This is a genomic window from Kribbella jiaozuonensis (genome assembly GCF_005233875.1).
Lineage (GTDB): Bacteria > Actinomycetota > Actinomycetes > Propionibacteriales > Kribbellaceae > Kribbella > Kribbella jiaozuonensis.
In genome coordinates this window covers 162,407-177,691 of record NZ_SZPZ01000002.1, presented here as the reverse complement: position 1 = coordinate 177,691, position 15,285 = coordinate 162,407, and the positions used below count along the sequence as shown (strand labels likewise).

13 protein-coding genes are annotated in these 15,285 nt (G+C 67.4%); 3 read left to right on the top strand and 10 right to left on the bottom strand.

Going from position 1 to position 15,285, the window contains the following annotated elements:
- Nucleotides 1-8: 8 nt before the first annotated feature.
- From FDA38_RS12515 to FDA38_RS12490, 6 genes are all read right to left on the bottom strand, one after another.
- Nucleotides 9-788: a hypothetical protein gene (locus FDA38_RS12515; RefSeq protein WP_137253997.1), complete on the bottom strand. Its 780-nt coding sequence runs from the start codon at nucleotides 786-788 to the stop codon at nucleotides 9-11.
- A gap of 150 nt (nucleotides 789-938) precedes the next feature.
- Nucleotides 939-2,966, bottom strand: a complete 2,028-nt coding sequence (locus tag FDA38_RS12510) for a YgjV family protein (RefSeq protein ID WP_137253996.1) — start codon at nucleotides 2,964-2,966, stop codon at nucleotides 939-941.
- Complete coding sequence (locus FDA38_RS12505) at nucleotides 2,963-6,283, bottom strand: ATP-binding protein (RefSeq protein ID WP_137253995.1); 3,321 nt, start codon at nucleotides 6,281-6,283, stop codon at nucleotides 2,963-2,965. Before FDA38_RS12505 ends, FDA38_RS12510 begins: the two co-directional genes overlap by 4 nt.
- Nucleotides 6,280-6,843: a hypothetical protein gene (locus FDA38_RS12500; protein ID WP_137253994.1), complete on the bottom strand. Its 564-nt coding sequence runs from the start codon at nucleotides 6,841-6,843 to the stop codon at nucleotides 6,280-6,282. The genes FDA38_RS12505 and FDA38_RS12500 overlap by 4 nt, the downstream gene beginning before the upstream one ends.
- Nucleotides 6,843-7,127 (bottom strand): hypothetical protein, encoded by a 285-nt coding sequence (locus FDA38_RS12495; RefSeq protein WP_233714649.1) that lies wholly within the window; start codon nucleotides 7,125-7,127, stop codon nucleotides 6,843-6,845. The genes FDA38_RS12500 and FDA38_RS12495 overlap by 1 nt, the downstream gene beginning before the upstream one ends.
- A 52-nt stretch (nucleotides 7,128-7,179) precedes the next feature.
- A complete protein-coding gene (locus FDA38_RS12490) occupies nucleotides 7,180-8,142 on the bottom strand; it encodes a conjugal transfer protein (protein WP_170989672.1) in 963 nt (320 codons plus the stop codon).
- 755 nt (nucleotides 8,143-8,897) lie between these two features.
- On the opposite strand from FDA38_RS12490, the gene FDA38_RS12485 reads away from it, so the two are divergent.
- Nucleotides 8,898-9,770 carry an aldo/keto reductase gene (locus FDA38_RS12485; RefSeq protein ID WP_137253992.1) on the top strand — a complete coding sequence of 291 codons (873 nt, stop codon included), beginning with the start codon at nucleotides 8,898-8,900 and terminating at the stop codon, nucleotides 9,768-9,770.
- A 155-nt stretch (nucleotides 9,771-9,925) separates the two neighbouring features.
- On the top strand, nucleotides 9,926-10,315 hold the full coding sequence (gene trxA / locus FDA38_RS12480) for a thioredoxin (protein WP_137253991.1): 390 nt from the start codon (nucleotides 9,926-9,928) through the stop codon (nucleotides 10,313-10,315).
- Between the two features lie 18 nt (nucleotides 10,316-10,333).
- On the opposite strand, the gene FDA38_RS12475 is transcribed toward trxA, so the two are convergent.
- The 4 genes from FDA38_RS12475 to FDA38_RS12460 form a co-directional block, all read right to left on the bottom strand.
- The gene (locus tag FDA38_RS12475) at nucleotides 10,334-11,203 is read right to left on the bottom strand and encodes a hypothetical protein (RefSeq protein ID WP_137253990.1); all 870 of its coding nucleotides are present in this window, start codon (nucleotides 11,201-11,203) and stop codon (nucleotides 10,334-10,336) included.
- Between the two features lie 60 nt (nucleotides 11,204-11,263).
- On the bottom strand, nucleotides 11,264-11,695 hold the full coding sequence (locus FDA38_RS12470) for a GNAT family N-acetyltransferase (RefSeq protein WP_137253989.1): 432 nt from the start codon (nucleotides 11,693-11,695) through the stop codon (nucleotides 11,264-11,266).
- Complete coding sequence (locus FDA38_RS12465) at nucleotides 11,696-12,097, bottom strand: VOC family protein (RefSeq protein ID WP_137253988.1); 402 nt, start codon at nucleotides 12,095-12,097, stop codon at nucleotides 11,696-11,698.
- 223 nt (nucleotides 12,098-12,320) lie between these two features.
- Nucleotides 12,321-13,592 carry an NAD(P)/FAD-dependent oxidoreductase gene (locus FDA38_RS12460; protein ID WP_137253987.1) on the bottom strand — a complete coding sequence of 424 codons (1,272 nt, stop codon included), beginning with the start codon at nucleotides 13,590-13,592 and terminating at the stop codon, nucleotides 12,321-12,323.
- 102 nt (nucleotides 13,593-13,694) lie between these two features.
- On the opposite strand from FDA38_RS12460, the gene FDA38_RS12455 reads away from it, so the two are divergent.
- On the top strand, nucleotides 13,695-15,233 hold the full coding sequence (locus FDA38_RS12455; protein WP_137253986.1) for a helix-turn-helix domain-containing protein: 1,539 nt from the start codon (nucleotides 13,695-13,697) through the stop codon (nucleotides 15,231-15,233).
- The last annotated feature ends 52 nt before the right edge of the window (nucleotides 15,234-15,285 follow it).

Sequence of the window (15,285 nt, the reverse complement as noted above, 5' to 3'; positions counted from 1 at the left end):
CTCCGCCGTCACGGTCCAGTCCCGCCGGACACGTCGCTGATGACCCACTGGCCGTTCTCGTTGGCCAGCGTGATGAGCAGAGGTACGTCGAATCGCTGGGCGTGCTTGCCGGTGACGTCGATGGTGACCTTGACGAAACGGGTGATGCGGCTGGGAGTGTCGACCGGGGCTTGCGCATTCGCGGGTGGAGCAGTGACCGGAGCTGAGAGGACCGTCGACTTACCGCCATCGGTCTTGAGCGCCTCGTACGTCGGATCACCGGCTGCGGTGAAGCTCGATGCCACCTCAGAGGTCATGTACTTCGCGCATTTCGCCACGAGGGCGGCATACGTCTCCGTTGCCGGGTCGCGGGTGTAGAAGGCTCGCGCCCACGCACCAACGACATCGTTCGCCATGGCCGTCGCCTCGGCTGCCGGTCGCTGGGTCTGGGGCGGTGGGGTCGTGAGTGCAGAGCTCGTGGGGGCGACGGGTTGGTTCGACTCGGTCGACGGCGCAGTCGGGAGGACCACCGAGCGGCCAGGCGTCAGCAAGCTGATCGGTGTCTCTTTGTCCTTGTCCTTACTGCCGAGAAGTCGCGGCAGTCCACCGCCGACACCGAGGATGACCACGGCGAGGATGACCACCAGGACCACAATTGCCGCGGGACTCGTCGGCTCGGCTTGGCGTTGATTGCGCAGCCAGGCCATGCGCTGCGCATGATCGTCACGGCGCCAGTTCTTCTTCGCGCGGCGTCGCTCGCGGCCGTTGAGCTCGTCCAACTCTTCCGGATAGTCGTAGTCGTTGCTCATCAGCGAGCGCCAGCCCTCGGGGGCATCCGGGCGCGGCCGACCGTCCCGACGGTCCGAATCCGAACCGTCGGGGTCAGGTGCACGATGCCGGGACTGACTGGCGCCTTCCCGGCGGTCGTGGGGCGATCGTGGTTTCCGGGCCATCCGACATCACCTACGCGTCGGCACGTGCACCGTCACGCCGTCCTTGGTGACAGTCGAGTACTCGCGGAACCTCCGCGGCTGCGAGCTGGCGGCCTTCCGCCGTACCCGCTGGCCCTTCGGCGGACCTTCGCGCAGGCTCGCGGAGTGCGTATGGGCACGCGGCTCGTAACGGACGTCGTTGGAGGGCGCAGGAATGGGCCGCCGAGAATGCCGGGCCTTCTGCGCGTCACCACTAGCGCGCCGTGCTCCACCCGACGAAGAGTTGTTCGACGACGCGACTCCCGCGCTTGTGACCGTGATCGTCGGACGCCTATCGGCGTCCTTCGATTGCGAACGCGCGCGAGCGAGGTTGAGACCCGAGGTTGAGCGCGTCGGGTTGGCCGCAGCCGCGAGCCGACCAGCTGCCCCACCGGCAGCACCAGCAGCGGCCGCATGCTGACCGCCAGGACCTTGCCCGTTCGGACTTCCTCCCGCACCATCCATGCGGCGTCCGCTAGCACCCGAGGTGAGCTCATGTGGCGAGCTACCCGCAGAACTCCTCGCCAGAGAACCAACCACAGGAGCCTGTCGATACACACGCACAGATGAGACCCGCTGAGAAGCCGGCTCGGTGGTCCGGATGCGATCCCGACTCCGCTCCGCAGGTGCCGGCGCCGCACCCCGACTGCTCAGGGCACCCATAACTCGCCTGACCGCACCCATCGCGCCACGACGCGCAAGCCCACCCAACATGATGCTGCCGGCACCAGGCCGCATCATCGTCGTAAGGCTATCCAGCAAACGCCGCAGCCGGAATCCGACGATCAACACGACAATTGCCAGGCCTGTAACCGGCAGCCATCCCAACGGGCCGGTCAATGTGAACACGGCTGTGACAAGGGTCAGCGCGGTTCCGAAGACAAGCATCGCCAAGAAGGACTGCAATACGAGGCCCACTAGTGCCTCGAACCAGTTCAATCCCCATTGCCGGGGACGACCAGGGATGATCCAAAGACAAGCGAAGAACACTCCCACAACAAGAAGCAGGAGTGCGCCGATGAACGCCATCAGCGCCGTGAACGCCAAGCCGATGTTCAAGAACCCGAACAGTGTGGCCGCGATCGCGGCGAGCATGACGACAGCTGTACGTCCGAAGGGATTGTCACCCTTGACCCACTTGACCGTTGGAGCGTCATCACCACCCTCGGCCGGAACGATTACCTTGTTGACGTAGTCCTTCCGTGCGTCCGCGCTCACACCGACGTCGAGCATGCCCTTTCCGTAACGCTCGCAGGCCGAGATCGATCCGAACTCTGCGATACACCAGGGCGTCACGGCGAACCCTCGCCAACTGGCGTCGGCTGATTTCCGCAGCAGGGTGTCTCTAGGTGTGCCGGTGAAACCCGGCTCGGGCCAGGGAATCGGGCTCTGGATCGTCGGCCCTAAAGCATCTGACGATGCGCTCATCACTGCACCTGCCCCGAGCTGGCGCGCGCCGTCCACTCCGCGCAACCACGTTGCCGGTGCCACTGCGAAGCTGACACTCAGCACACCCGCGACCAGAACCCAAACCATCTGCCCCAGCGCACTGCCTGTTGCACGACGCTGCGTGTACGCAGCCACCGCACCGAATGCGAGGGCCGACGGCAACAACCATCCGACGAGTTGCGTTCCCGTAGCACCGATCGTGGTGGCGGTCGCATCAGTCAGCGGCTTGACGTCGGTGAACGAGAACAGCCACCAACCGACAGAGATCGCCGCGCGGGTAATCGCCAGGATGTACATCATGACGATGTAGGCGTACCCGTTGAAGATCATGTTGAAGGTGTCGGTCAGACCTGTGTCGAAATCCAGGCCGTAATTCATCGGGCTGTACTGCTCGAACAGAGTTCGGGTGTCGCCGTGGGTTAGGTCGGGGGTGGGGAGGAGGTCGGCGAAGCCCGTGGGGTTGGTGGGGCCCTGGTTGGGGTCGGCGGCTAGGGCTACTTGGGCTGTGATTATGAAGGAGATGGAGAGGACGGTGGCCGCGGTTCGGAGGCGGCGGGGCCACCTCATGCGACGTGCTCCTTGTTGCCGGTGGGGCGGTCTGGGTCGGGGGTGGGGTCGTCGCCGTGGGCCGGGTACATGGCTTCGTTGTACGCGGCTTCGTCGGCCTCTTGGTCGTAGACCTCGTCGGGGCCGATCGGGGACTCGTGGCGGAGGCTGCGGCGGGGTTCTTGGCCGTTGGGTTGAGGCTGGTGGCCGTTTTGGTGCGGCGTGGCGGGGTCGTGAGCCTGGCCGTTTTGGAGGGGCTGGGCGGGTTCGTGGGCCTGGCCGTTTTGTTGGGGCTGGTGCTGGGGGTGTGAGCCGTTGGTGGCCGGGTGGGGGTCCTGGCCGTTGGGGGCCGGGGGGTGACCGTTTTGCTGGGGCAGGGGCGGAGTGGCCGGCGCGGCGGGCTGGGGTGCCGGTTGGGTGTACGTCGGTTCGGGCGCGGACGGCGCTGCTGACGGAGTGGGCTGCGACGGCGCGATTGGTTGCTGAGGCGCGGCAGCTGGGTGCTGTGTGGCGTGCTGCGGAGCGGGCGGCTGGCCCGCGGCGGCGTCCCGAGGTGAGACACCGGCGCCGTACTGCGCGGCCGCGGCGGTGTCGCGAGGTGAGGCAGCGGCGCCGTACTGCGTGGCAGCGGCGGTGTCCCGAGGTGAGCCGCCGTTGTGCGGCGCTCTAGCGGCGTTGTCCTGGGGTGAGACAGGCACGGTGTCCTGAGGCGAGGCGCCCTCGTACGGCGACGCTGGAGTGGCGTCGTAGGCCGGGGCCTGTTGTGTGTGGGCCTCGGATTGGGCTGTGGCGGTGGCGGCTGGCTCGAAGAGAGCCTCGTCTTCGGCGAAGGGGTCTTCGGGGGCGGCCGCGGGGATCGCCGGTTGGGCGGGGGTGTTGGCGTGTTCGGATTCGGGGGTGGTGCGGAGGAGGGCTGCTACGCGTTCGCTGGGGATGTCGATCTGGACGGTGGCTACCTCGTCCCAGCGGTCGCGCATGATGCAGTGGCCGTGGCGGATGGATTTGCCGTTGGCGGCGGTGTTGATGCCGCGGACCAGGGTTTGGTACGGCGCGGTCTGCGGGCGGCCGAGGAGCTCGAGCAGGGAATCGACCTGCTCGCGCGAACGCAGGCTGAACGCGAACAGCGTCGTGATCTGCTCGACCAGACCAGGAAGCTTCAAGATCGACGCCGGGTCCTGGGTGTCCAGGACGAGCGAAGCACCCAGCGCACGGCCGACACGGGCGATGTAGTCCAGGAAGGACGCGCCGTCGGGGGTCTTCGTCAGCAGGTGGACCTCGGGGACGATGACGACCTTCGAGCGGCCGCGGAACTCGCGGCGGCCCGTCGTACGGACCATCCAGGCGAGGCAGCCGCGCAGGCAGGCCATGCCGACGCGTTCGATCGGGGACCACGACTCGGGCGCCGACTCGGGCGACGGCAGCGTGAGGCCGGGCATCTGCACGACCCAGAGGCCCGGGTTCGTGGTCAGGGACGACAGGCCGGACGGCGGCCCGGCGACGACTGAGCCGAGACCGGTCTCGACCAGGTCGCGCAGGGCGAAGCCGACCGTACGAATGGTCTCCGAGTCGGAAGCACAAAGCCGCTGGATGACGCCCCACGACGAGGGGTCCGGCGACTGGATCTCGGCGCGGGTCGCCGCCATGACCGGAGCCTCGGCCGCACCACGCAGATGCGGTGGCAGCAGCAGCATCAGCTGAGACGGCGCCTGCAGCAACGCGTCATCAACAGGCAACACCCGCAACAGGTCAGCAGCACCTGAGAACTGGGCAGTGATCTCGATGACGGCGGTCGGTACGCCGTACTCCGCGGCGACCGCCGACACACCTGCAGCATCGCCCTTCAGGTCCAGCAACGGCACCCAAGCGCCGGCGAACGCCGAGTCCAGACCGCCCAGCATCGCGGCTGTCGTCTTGCCTCGACCCGACCGGCCGAGGAAGAGCGTCGTCGTCGCGTCACCAAGCGCAGAACCGGCAGCCGCGTCGAACCGCACCAGGCCGGGCGTAGACCCGGTCAGATAGCCAATGGCAGGACCGGTCGCGTCACCGATCGACGCGCCGCCCCAGAACCAGGACCCGAAGAACGCAGTCGACTCGCGCACATGCCCGAGGTCCGGCACGCGCAGTTGGTCGCCCGGCAAGGACTCCAGCCACAGGTCGCGCTGCTCGTCCGCGCCCGCGGCGACCGTGATGCCACGGTCCGCGTAGTGCGCGATGACGGCGTCGACGTACGCCTCGAGGTCCTCACGGGTGTCCGCGCTGACCAGCAACCGCGGGTGGTCCTCGACCAGAGTCAGGCCACTGCGGTTGATGTCGCGCTTGACCTCACGCATCACGCGCTCGGTCTCCACGATCTCGTCGGCGGTCTCCTCCGCCGTACCCTTCGCGGCCGAACGGCGCTGCTCCTTCGCGCTCTTCCGGGTCTCGTCGACCAGGTGGCGCGCAGTCTTCTTCGTCAGCACCCGAAAGCGGACCGACGCCTCAACAGTGACGTCGATTTCGTCGCCGTCGTCATCGATCGCCTTGATCTCGGACAGCGTCCGCAGCCACTCCCCCGCTCCCGGCGTCTCGAGCTCCTCGGGGAAATCGGTCATCGCCAGCACCGTCGTGTACGCCGCGATCTGCCCACGCGTGTCGTAGATCCGCAGGTGATCGGTGTACGGCACCACGCGCCCGGACGTCAGCCGAGCCAACGAAGCACCCGTGATCAGACCACGCCGCGGCGCTGCGACCGCACCACGATGCATCTCCCGGCTGATCAGCCAGGAGATCACCTCGGCCGGCGCGGTGTGCGCACGCCAGACCGTCGAGCCCAGCTGGCGAGCGAGCTTGCGCACCCGCTCGTCGAGGTGCGCGAGTTCACGCGCACTGACCCGCCAAGACGTCGTACCGAGAGCGTCACTGATCGAACCCCGCACCTGCGCGGTCGCCCGCGGGTCACGGTCGCTCAGATGTACGCCGAGAGCCACGTACCGCTCCGGCATCCGCATCTCGTCGATCCGGTCGGCCCGCGTCTGCGCCCACGACTCGTGATCGCCCAGCCGGTAATGGCCGGCCACCGAGTCGATGTAGTCCTGACCGGTCGAACGGCCCCACACCACCTTCAGGTGGCTGAGCCGGTCGCCGAGGATCGTCGCGGCCGCGCTGACGGCTGCATCCAGAGCCGCGTCCTGCTCCGACTCGGTGGCCAGGTCCGTGTTCGCCACCGAGATCAGGAACCATGCCTCGGCGCTGCGCTCGGTCACGAGCAGGCCGTCGGCGATGGCAACAAGACGAGGTGGCGGCAGGCCGCGCTCGCGGCCGACCCCCACCAGGTTCAGGAGTTTGTCAGCGATCTTCATTCGCGGCCCTTCCCTGACGACGTCCTGCGACTCACCCGTTGTACGTGATCCGAACCCAGCAATCGCGCCCGCTGGTTCACGGTGATGTCCGCACCCGCGCGGACCATCGGATCGAGCTCCACCACGACCTCGCGTTCCCACTCCGGCGTCACTCTGGCCTTCGCCAGGTCGGCCACCTTCCGGGTCGCGACGCGCTCACGCCACGGCAGGTACTCCGTCTTGTCGGCGGCCCGCGCGCCGAGACCGATGATCGGGCGATGCGCCCGCAACGCGTACCGGACGGCCAGCGCCCATTCCGTCACCCGGCGGCGGCGTTCGTGGAACTTGCCCGGCCGCCAGCCGAACGCGGTGATCACGAACGGCGGCACGACGTACAGGCTGACCGTGGGCTTCTTCGGTACGCCGATGAACGGGAACAGCAACGCGATCCAGAGGATGATGATCACCGCACCGAAGATGATCATCCGGCGCCTGGCGCCTTCTCCGAGGTCGATCCCGAGCAGGTCGTACTGCCGGGTCTCGATCTCGAAGTGGTGGGTAAGGGTACGGCCGACGCGCATCAATTACCTCCGGACAGCAATCCCCAAAAGCCCTTGAGCACGTTGATGGTCTGGTTGTTCGCGTAGATCAGCCCGCCGACCAGTACCCCGGCCGCGATGTGGCCGAACAGCTCGCCCCACTCGCGCTTGAAGTAGTGGCCGATGGCACGCAACACGAGGATCGCGATGAAGATGTTCCCCGCGATGACCAGGACCCAGTCCTTGAAGTCCGCGCCCGTTGGGACATTGGGGTCGGCCATGGGCACGGCAAGCTGAACCACGCTCGCAGCCAGTTCGTGCGTCATCATTGCGGTGTCTCCCTTGTTACCTCGGTCATCCGATGGCCGGTCGCTGGATTCATCCGACGGCAGCCACTTGCCATCGTTCTGCTCCGTCGGTGGCGACAGTACGCCTCAACGTGAGCGTGTACGTCTGGTCCAAGGTGGTGTCACCGACCCCGTCCCAGGTGACGGCCGCGGTCGCCCGCCGCTCGTCGTCGTTGCCCGTGTAGACCTGCCAATCCTTGAGCTCACCGAACCTGACCGCACCGTTCAGGCTACGGATGGTCGAGCCCGGCGCGGTCACCGCCGACACCTTGTTGTCCGACTCCGCATACGCGCCGAAGAACGCCTCCGCGTCCTTCTGCGTCGCTGCGGTCAGATCGTCGTCGGGAGCTCCGGCCGACGGCATGTTGTCGGGCAGCGCTGCCCGCACGTCCGGCACGAACGTCGGCGGTCCGCTGGCCACGACCCGGGCCGCGGTCCGGGCCACTGGGACCGACACGCGTTCCCAGACGACCGGTCCGGTCTTCCAGCCCTTGCCCAGCCGGGTGAACGTATGCACCCGGACCCGGACATCGACAACTGCGGTCAGACCGTTGGAGTCGGCCGTGACCTGTCCCGGGTAGGCGACATCAGCCGTTTGCTTACCGCGGCCGTTCCACCCCGCGCGACTGTCCAGTCCGGCGGCCAGGTCGAGACCGACCTGGGCCGGGCGGGCGTCAGGGTTGTTCTCGTCCCAGGAGAGGTACGAGACGGCGTACCGCGTCGCGACCGCGCGCGACTCGTCGGCCGGGAAGCTGCTCTGCCCGCTGACGACGGTCTCCGGCGCCTTGTTCGGAGCGATCCAGGAACGGATGCCGCTGATCGCTGCCAGCAGCAGCACGACGACCACGAGGCCGCGGAAGAATCGCCTGGCCCACGTGGAGAACGAGGACTCCGGCTCGGTCGACCACGGTGTCTGCCCAGGCTCCAGCACTTCGCGGACCGGCCCCGGCGCGGCGTGTGCACCATGTGCGCCGTGCGGGGAACGCTGTTTCAAACGTTCGGGTGTACGGTGCGCGGGATCCTGTTGCGGCACGTCCGCAGGACGAGCTGCCGGCCGACGCGGCGGCGCCATCACGCCACCGGGCGGAGGCGGTGTCTGCTGCTGCGGAGCCGAATACTGCGCTGCTACGCCCTGCGCTTGCCGAGGGGTAGGTTGCACCGGGCCACCGGGGTGGGCCCACCACTCCGGCGCGGTGCTCTGCGGGCGTCCCTTGCCGGGCTTCTTAGTCCGGCGCTGGTCCGACCAATGCTCACCTTTTGGCGGCAGATTCAGTACTGTGCGCCACCAACTCATCCCTACCCGCCCCTCAGACAGCAGTTACGCGGACAGTAGCCGGGAGGATACGGCAAGCAACCGTCCACTGGGAGACCTGAGCCCAGGATCCGGATGGTCCATCGCTCCCCGCAGCCATACTGTTACCCCGCTCGCGGGCAGTGTCACCCTCACCGTCACTATTACCGGCCAAGCGTGACACCTTCGGCACCGTCGTCATAGCTCCTCTCTCATGACCGTTCAGGTCGACCGGGCAGCGCACACCATGCCACACGCCGTGGACAGGTTTCGAATATCCGTGCGAACAACATGGTAAAGAATGCACCAACTGATCACAAAGAGTAACCGATGCGACGATCCGCCTGTGGAAAACTCTCCCGTGGCGAGGGGGTCAAATTAGCCTGTGGACAACCGCTTGCCGAAGAGGCTTCCGGGCATAGGGTCGGAGTGACCCTGCTACCCCGTGGAGGACCAGGATGGAAACTCGCCGACTGGGCAGACTCGGACACCAGAGCTCGGTACTGATCTACGGCGCCGCGTCGCTCGGCGGAGTCGACCAGGACCGGGCGGATGCCTCGATCCAGGAAGCTCTGGATGCCGGTATCAATCATTTCGACGTCGCCGCGGACTACGGCGACGCCGAGCTGCGACTCGGGCCGCGGATGCCGGAGATCCGGGACCGCATCTTCCTCGCCACCAAGACCGGCCGCCGGACGGTCGAGGAGGCCTGGAGCGAGATCAACCGCTCGCTCGAGCGGCTGCAGACCGACCACGTGGATCTGATTCAGATGCACGCGGTCTGCGACATGGAGAACCTCGATCTCGTCACCGGCAAGGGCGGTTCGCTGGAAGCGGCCATCCGCGCCAAGGACGAAGGTATGGTCCGGGCGATCGGCATCACCGGTCACACCGAGCAGGCGCCGTCGGTGCACACCGAGGGCCTGCGCCGGTTCGATTTCGACAGCGTGCTCACCCCGTTGAACTACAAGCTCTCGACCGACCCGCAGTACGCAGCTGACTACGCCGGCCTGGTCGAGGCCGTGAAGGCGTCGGACGCAGCGCTGATGACGATCAAGATGATTGCCCGACGCAACTGGCAGGACGGCGAGGACAAGGCGTACGACACCTGGTACCGGCCGTTCGACGAACAGCGCTACATCACCGCCGCGACCGCCTGGCTGCTGAACGGTCATCCCGAGATCACCGGTCTCGCTACGGCGGGTGAGACCCGGCTGCTCAAGCAAATGATCGTTGCAGAGCGAGAGCGCGCCGACCTCACCCCCGAGGCAGCCGCGTCGATCCTCGGCGAGGTGCAGGACTACGCGTCACCGTTCGTGGACTCCATCTGACGGCGACGTGGCCCAGGTCACATACGAGACTCCGCATTCCGGTCAATGTCGTACGCCGTACGACATTGGCCGGCGTGCTCCGTCCGGGGGCCGGGAACAAGTCCGGGGCCGATCGATGTTGAGCTAGGCGTACTCATCTACTTTCGGAGGTCGTAGTGGCAACGGTCGAGCTGACCCAGGACAACTTCAACGAGGTGGTCGGTGGCGACGGTCTCGTGCTGGTGGATTTCTGGGCCGAGTGGTGTGGCCCGTGCAAGATGTTCGGGCCGGTTTTCGAGAAGTCGTCCGAGCAGCACGGTGACATCACCTTCGGCAAGGTCGACACCGAGGCTCAGGGCGAGCTGGCGCAGGCGTTCCAGATCTCGTCGATCCCCACGCTGATGGCGGTCCGTGACGGCGTCGTCCTGTACTCGCAGGCCGGTGCGCTGCCGGCAGCGAGCCTGGAGGACCTGATCGGTCAGCTGCGCGCGGTGGACATGGAAGAGGTCAAGGCGCAGATCGCCGCCCATGAGGCGGAGCACGGCAGCGAGCCGCACACGCACTGATCCAACACACGCACTGAATCAATTGGTTGACGGAATCCAGGGACTCCGGTGGAGTTCCTGGATTTCGTTTGCCACCTCACGCCGGGCCGGTCCGTTCGCGATCTGAGGATTCGAATTGATGGCGGCGAGTAGCTCGCCCCGGTGGGTCTCCGACAACTGACCCCAGCCGTTCCGGATCACTCTGAGCGCGTGGTACTGCTCGTTGCCGGTGAGCGAGGTGTTGATCGCCGTCAGCAGGACCTGGCTGTCGAGCAGGGAGGGGTCGCCTTCCATCAGGCCGAGGGCGAGGACGCGGACGATCGGTGAACCGGTGAAGAACAGGTCCCTGACCTCATCCTTGTCGAACTTCTCCACGGCCGACGCGTTGGCGACACGTTGGACGATCCGGTCGAGAATCTCGCCGCGGACCGCCTTCAGCTCGGGCCCGCGCAGCTCGGTGTAGATGGTCGCGTAGGCGTCGAGCTGCTTCTCCATGCCCAGAGCCCGCAGGGTGTCGGCGCTCTTGCGCGCGGTCGCGGCAATCTGACGGACCAGGTGTACTTCGAACTCGCCGAGCTTCATGCGCCTGATCCGGTCGACGATCGACGGCATGATCACCAGCAGCAGCCCGGCCGCGAGGACGGTGATGAGCGCGCCCTCGCTGACGCCGGTGAACAGGCCGACGAGCCCGGCGACGAGCAACGCTCCGCCGGTCACCAGGCAGAGGATCCTCGACGACAGGTCCACCACCGGGCGGGCCCTGACTGTCCAGGCTGGCGGGGCATCCGGCGCGGAGCGAGCGGGCCGCACCGGCGGCCCGTAGGGCATCGGCCCACCAGTCGGACCGGACGGCGACGGCGGCCCGGACTGGGTGTGGCGGGCGGGTGGGGTTGGGTTCACGTCCGACATCGGGCAGGGCCTCCGTACGTCGTTGGCGCGTCCTGGTGATCGTGCCTGCGTCGTCAGCTATCAGCAAGAGATCAGGCGGGTATCCGTGGTCCGGCGCATCAGCGTGGAGGCGCCGACCTGATCCGTGAAGCCCCAGCGTCGGTAGAACGGGACGAGCTCGGGCTGGCAGACGAGCTCGAGGCTGCGGACGCCGGCGAGCTCGGAGTGGTTGATCACCGCGTCCAGGAGCGCTGCGCCGAGACCGGAGCCGCGGCGCGACTCGTCAACGATCACGTCCAGCACGAGCGCGACGTGCGTGTAGTCGGTGATTACGCGAGCGAAGCCGACCAGGCGGTCCGTCGGGCCGTGGATCAGGGCGACAATCACGTCCGAGTGCTCGACCAACCGGGCGACCTCATCGGGAGTACGGTCCGACATCCACCACGCCGTACACATCAGGTCTGTCAGCTCCGGGATGCGGGACGGCGGCACTTCGGACCGGATCGTCAGCATCTAGAAGTCGCGGGAGCTCAGGACGCAGAACTCGTTGCCTTCCGGGTCGGCCAGGACGGTCCAGCTCGGCCCTTCGGGCTGGCCGACGTCGACACGCTTGGCACCGAGGGCCTCCAGGCGGGCGATCTCGGCGTCGCGGTCCTGGCTCGTGTTCGGCGCGAAATCCAGATGCAGCCGGTTCTTCAGCGTCTTGCCCTCGGGCACCGGGACGAACACCATGCCGGGACCGATCCGCTCCCACGGGATGTCCTTGACGGTGTCCGGCTCGACCCAGCCGGGGACGTTCACACATTCGTCGTCGGTTTCGATGATCGTCTTCCAGCCGAAGGCCTCGGCCCACCAGGCCGCCTGCTTCCGGACGTCGTGGCAGTCGATCACAACCGTGTACCACCTGAGCACCATGGCAGGAACCTTCGCACAGCCCACCGACAGAAAACAGAAAGAGCGGGCCCTGGGCAGGAGAAAGACGCCAGGGCCCGCTCTCGGGGCTGACCGGAGCAGCGACATGGTGGCCGAGGTCGTGCGGGCAGATGAGGTGCTGCCCGAGGAGGGTCACCGAAGGGGCTGCTCGAGGAGACGGTCAGCGGGGACGGCGGGACCACGTCGTCGGGGTCCCGCCGGTTCGTCAGCGGAGTGGGTTGAACGGCCGCAGTTCCTCCGGCGCGCGACCGGTGGTGATGGTCTCGGCCAGCAGCTGTCCGGTGATCGGGCCGAGCGTGATACCCCACATGCCGTGACCGCCGGCGGCGAAGACTCGCGGCGACGCGGTCGCGCCGATCAGCGGCAGACCGTCCGGAGTACAAGGCCGCGGACCGACCCACTCGAACGTCCGGGCGTCCAGGTCGGCATCCCGCAGCAGCGGCCGGGCGGCCTCGACGATCGCATTGATCCGGCGCGGGTCGAGCTTGGCCTCAGGCTTGCGGAACTCCATCATCCCCGCGACACGGAGCCGGTCACCGAGCGGCGTGCAGGCGATCCGCTGCGCCGGGAAGTACACCGGACCGGCCGGCACATGCGCCATCGGCACGCTGAAGCTGTACCCACGACCCGCCTGTACGACGGTCTTCACGCCGTACTGCCGTGCCAGATCGCCCAGCCACGCACCGGTCGCCATCACGACCGCATCGAACGGGTCGGTCTCGCCGTCGCCGGTGATCAGCCGGACGCCGCGGATCTCGTCGACGATGTCCTTCACGACCACGCCGTTGATGATCTGCCCGCCGCGAGCGATCACCGAGTCCGCGAGCAGCTGGACATAAGCACCCGGGTTGATGAACCGCTGGCCGTGCAGCCGGATCGCGGCGCCGATCTCGTCGGACAGCGAGGGCTCGATCGCGCGGGCGTCGTCACCGCTGATCGCCTCGAACTCGATGCCCTGGCCGGCAGCGTGGATGTGCTCGATCTCCTCGAGCAGCACGCTGCGCTCCTCGACCGTCCGGTACGCGGCCAGGAACGACTTCGCCTCGTATGTCTGGGCCTCGACACCGGCCTTGGCCAGGAAGTCGAACGCGTCCAGCGCCTGACGGTTGATCGGGACCAGCGACTCCATCGCGGTCTTCCAGCGTCCGGCGGTGCTGTTGCGAGCGAAGCGGGTGAGGAACTTGAGGAGCCGCGGGCTCGCGGTCGGCGGGACATACACCGGTGAGGCAGGGCTCAGCACCGCACGGACGCCGTACTTGAGGACCGCTGGTTCCGGCAGTGGGGTGGCCAGGCCGGGCGTCAGCCAGCCGGCGTTGCCCCAGGACGCGCCCGCGGCGACACCTTCACGGTCGAGCACGGTCACCTCGACGCCGGCCTCCTGGAGGAACCAGGCGGTGGCCAGCCCGACCATGCCCGCGCCGACGACGGCAACGCGGTCAGGAACGATGTGCGGTACTGCGGAACCAGCTGTGGTCATGTATCGATGGTGCGGCCACCGCGAGCGGCTGTCATGGTGCGATCACACCATTGACGGGATCAATGACTGTGCTCATCGCACAATAACCTGCACAATGGCCTGGTGATCACCGCGCCTGACCTGATTGCCGCCGTCGGACCTGCCCTCTTCGAGATGGTGGTGACCGGCAAGGGCGACACTGAGGTGCGCGATGTGTTCCTGGCCGACCCTCAGGAGGCTGCGACCGGTCAGCCGGGCGATCTGGTCCTCGGACTCGGTCTGCGCGACGCAGAGGACGCTGTAGAGCTCGTGGAGCGCTGTGCGGCCAGCGGCGCGTCCGCAGCGGTTCTGCGTACGGCGCTCGCCCACGAGCCGACTGTGGTCACGGCAGCGGACAAGTCCGCCCTGACGCTGGTCGCACTGCAGCCGAGTGTCACGTGGGCGCATGTGGTGTGGCTGATGCGCGGCGTCATCGACCGTGCCGCCGCACCGGACTCCCCTGCCGCTGGAGACGCCGGCGTACACCAAGAGCTGTTCGCGCTGGCGGATGCGGCCGCGGCGATCGTCGACGCGCCAGTGACCATCGAGGACAACCAGTCGCGTGTTCTGGCGTACTCCTCTGGTCAGGACTTCACTGACCCGACCCGTGTGTCCACCATCGTCGGCCGTCGGGTGCCGGCCGAGGTGATCGCGCATTTCCGCGCCCGTGGCATCTTCCGGCGGTTGGCGCGGTCCAGCGAGCCGTTCCTGGTGCCGGACGGACCGAATGGGATCCGCCCACGTCTCGTCGTACCGGTCAGGGCTGGTGGTGAGTGGCTGGGGTCTATCTGGGCTGTTGTCGACGGTCCGGTGAGTGATGCGGTCACTGCGGAGCTCAGCAACGCCGCATCCGTGCTCGCGCTGCACCTGTTGCGGCTGCGGGCGCAGGCCGACGTAGCGCGGCGGAGTGCGATCGATCGGCTGCGGACGATCCTGCGGCAGTTCTCGCCGGACAACCCGGTCGACGTACGGCTCCCGCGGCAGCCGTGGCGGGTGGTGGCGCTCGGGTCGCCGGACGGGTACGACGTACCGCAGCAACTGGACCTGTGGGAGTCGACCGGGCGTCGGCACGGGTGGAGCGAGCCGCAGCTGGCTGACCTCGACGGGACCGTACTGGCCGTGGTGACCGACACGGACGGGCCAGGATCGTGGAACTGGTTGCAGAAGCTGGTGCAGGAGCAGGCGCCGGGGACGTACGCGGCTGCTGGTGGTCCGGCGCGTGGTCCGGCTGATCTGCCGAGCTCACGGGCGGAGGCGGTCGAGTTACTCGGTCTGGTACGGCGGGGTGTCGCGCCGGGGCCGGTGCTGCGGGTGGAAGAGGCGTGGCATGTGCTGACCGTTCATCGAGCGGTCACGTCGCTTGATACCACCAAGCTGGATGGTCCGCTCGCGACGCTGCTGCGGCACGACATCGAGCACGACACCGGATATGTGGAAACGTTACAGGCGTGGCTGGATTATCCGGGTCAGCCGCAGCGGGCTGCGCGGGAGTTGCATCTGCACACGAACACGTTGCGGCATCGGATGAAGCGGATCGGGGAGATTGCGGAGTTGGACCTCTCGGATCCGCAGCAGCGGCTGGCTTTGCAGTTGCAGATTGCCGCGGTGCGTACGGAGCACTGAGATGTACGCCACAGCCCCATGTAACAAGGCTTCACATTCCGGCAACTGTTGG